General features: G+C 38.3%; 4 protein-coding genes and 1 pseudogene. All 5 read left to right on the top strand.

The window, feature by feature from the left end; all coding sequences use genetic code 11:
• A partial coding sequence (locus F6K37_RS37380) for a cupin domain-containing protein (RefSeq protein ID WP_287256064.1) occupies positions 1–386 on the top strand: 386 nt, incomplete at its 5' end.
• 50 nt (positions 387–436) lie between these two features.
• On the top strand, positions 437–586 hold the full coding sequence (locus F6K37_RS45110) for a cupin domain-containing protein (RefSeq protein WP_353838958.1): 150 nt from the start codon (positions 437–439) through the stop codon (positions 584–586).
• 50 nt (positions 587–636) lie between these two features.
• Positions 637–783 (top strand): cupin domain-containing protein, encoded by a 147-nt coding sequence (locus F6K37_RS37375; protein ID WP_353838956.1) that lies wholly within the window; start codon positions 637–639, stop codon positions 781–783.
• 17 nt (positions 784–800) lie between these two features.
• Positions 801–923 (top strand): annotated as a pseudogene (locus tag F6K37_RS45105) (cupin domain-containing protein); the annotation flags it as partial.
• Between the two features lie 131 nt (positions 924–1,054).
• A partial coding sequence (locus F6K37_RS37370) for a Crp/Fnr family transcriptional regulator (RefSeq protein ID WP_287256062.1) occupies positions 1,055–2,787 on the top strand: 1,733 nt, incomplete at its 3' end.

The following is a 2,787-nucleotide window of genomic DNA, read 5'->3' as shown; positions in this document are numbered from 1 at the left end:
TAACTGCAAGTGATTCTAGCGTGAAGTCTGCTCTTACTCATATTTACTTTTCTCTGAACCAAGATGAAAAGAGTCGGTTTCATCGGGTTATTGGGGATGAAGTTTGGAATTTATACAAAGGCACGGGTATCTACCTCTACCTCTGGGATGGTACCGATTCACCACCACAACGTATTACATTATCATCTGAAGAAAACCAGTTCTGCTACGTTGTACCTTCAGGTGTGTGGCAGGCAGCAGTACCCATTCAAGGTAGTGTTTTGGTGGGTTGTTCCGTTGCACCAGGCTTTGAATTTTCCGGTTTTGAGCTTCTCGATAGTGGCTCAAAAGAAGCGCAACTTCTCTTCTCTGTTGCACCAGAATTGCGCCAGCTAGTCCTTCCTTGATAGGCTCTTACTACAGAACCCAAAATTTTTACCTATCCCCATACAAGATTATGAATAAACACGACCTAATTCAAAAGTTGGGCATGCAAATGCATCCTGAAGGAGGCTATTATTCAGAAACTTATCGTTCTAAAACAATAATTGAAACCGATAGAGAAGGGTCATCACGGGCAGTGTTGACCCTTCTCTATACTACCTGATAACAGATGATCGCCCTATTGATCACTTTCATATCAATAAGTCTGACATTATGCACTACTTCCATGCAGGTTCTCCCGTTCTCTATCTAGTTTTTGATCCCAACGGAACCTTGCAAAAGTTCAAACTCGGCATGGATCTGGAAAAAGGAGAAACACCCCAGATTCTTCCAGTGGTTACTGGAAAGCTGCGGTCTTAGAAGAAGGAGAGTTTGGACTCCTGGGGGAAGCCGTTGCACCTGGCTTTGAATTCCGTGACATGGAGATTGCTCAACCTGAAACATTCCGTCAGCAATTTCCTAACCTGTGGGATCAGCTAGCCCCATATGTGAAACAGTAATTGATAACTTCCAATCTTCATCCTAAGACCTTAAATTCTTTAACCTATAGTACAATTGCGTACATGGGAATAAAAAAAGCACCAGGGTCTGAAAAACCCATCAAACAATCTCTGAATTGGAAATTTAAAAAATGAATATCGAAAACCTATTAGCACAACTTCTTGTCTTTAAAGGTCTGACCGAGCCACAGCATCAAAGGATATTAGAAATTAGTGAAATTAAGCAATATCAATATGGTGAGCATATTTTTGACGAAGGAACAGACAGTCACGATCTCTATGTTGTCCTAGAAGGCCAAGTTGATATTATGATCGACCCAGCTTTGCAGGGAAATGTGGAAGAAGGAACAATTGGACTGAAAAAAATTGCGGAGAAAATTCAGGGAACATCCTTGGGAGAAATCTCTTTAATTGATAAATCTACTTCTCCTAATTCAGCAATATGTGCTTCAAAGGACACCAAATTATTACGATTTTCAAAAGACGCATTGGCCAGACTCTATCAAGATGATCCTGATATTGGTTATAAAATTACCCAAAATATTGCAACTATTCTCTCTGCTAAAGTTCGGGAACGCAATTCATTAGTTGCTCAACAAGCTCTCAGCAATTACTACCTTTATTTTTTATGTGAAGAACTTTCTGCCGAAGCCTATCAATGTGATAGTATTATTCCCTTAAACAAAAAGCTCATCATCAGAGATCAACATCACTTTATGTTGTCAGGTTTGGACTCAATTTCAGGTGTTGTTCCCAATAAAGAAGACATTGATCTGGCATTTTTTTCAACTCCCAATATACTTCAAAAAGTTTTAGAACCAGGAACTCCTTCTGGTGTAATGGTTTTAAATACCCTCTTTGATCAGATTGGAAATAATCATATAAATGAAGACCTCCCTAAAGATATATTTGAGGTGATCTGTACCCCTGGTAATTTAGGAAAATCCGGTTGCCTGGTTGTCCATAAGAAGTACGATTCACATCAGCAAACCTTTTTTATTAAATGGGAAGTCAAAGGCATACATTATGATCAAGCCTCTTCAACAATAACAGCTAATATTTTTATCTATATAAGCCAGAATGAACCGTCTGTTAGCAAACAAGTTGAAGAGTTAATATCAAGCATTAATATGCCAATTCAGCATAATGTTTATGATAATTTACCAGAAAAATTAAGTCTTCAGCGTAGTAACCCCTATCATCTCTTTGTGCTTCACCATCGGACTCATGAAGTTGTCATGACTTTACAAACCCTGGATGCCTTAGGGTTTAACATTGATGCATTTATTGGGATTCCCTATGGTGAAAGTAATTGGCCGATTATGAGGATGTTAGATCATGTTTATGGTCAAACCTATCGATGTTTACGTATGATTCAACACCCGATCAAGCCAACGCAATACAAGTTTGACTTTAAGCAGTCCTCTTTTCTCCCAAATACTGATGAAAAGTTATTTGTTAACCTGTATGAAAAATCGGAAGTTAATCGAAACTATATGAGTGCAATGACAGCGTTAGTTGAAACGGAACTCGTTCGCTGCATTCAAACATGTATCAAACAAAATAAAAAACTGTTGATTTATGAAGATGGAGGATATGCTGTACCTTTAATTTATCAAATTTATCAAGATCCAAATCATGGTTTACATTCTCTGTTCAAGAATGCTGTCGATAAAAATATTATTATTGGTGCTGTTGAAGTAACTACTGCTGGGGAAAAAAGAGACCGAGCCGCTATAGAATATTATCAAGGAAAAGCTTTGCTTCCTGTGCTTTCTACAGCACGGGATGACATCAAGCTAATTTTCGAAACAAAAGGGGTTTCACAAGCAATTATTGACTCAACTTCAACAGCTTTAGGCCG

This window comes from Moorena sp. SIO4E2 (assembly GCF_010671945.1).
Lineage (GTDB): Bacteria > Cyanobacteriota > Cyanobacteriia > Cyanobacteriales > Coleofasciculaceae > Moorena > Moorena producens.
The sequence above is the reverse complement of the archived record's forward strand: the minus strand, read 5'-3'. Positions and strand labels throughout refer to the sequence as shown.

Excerpts from the sequence above, each read along its gene's own strand:
- F6K37_RS45110 (WP_353838958.1), top strand. The coding sequence starts at position 437 with ATGAATAAACACGACCTAATTCAAAAGTTGGGCATGCAAATGCATCCT.
- F6K37_RS37375 (WP_353838956.1), top strand. The coding sequence starts at position 637 with ATGCACTACTTCCATGCAGGTTCTCCCGTTCTCTATCTAGTTTTTGAT.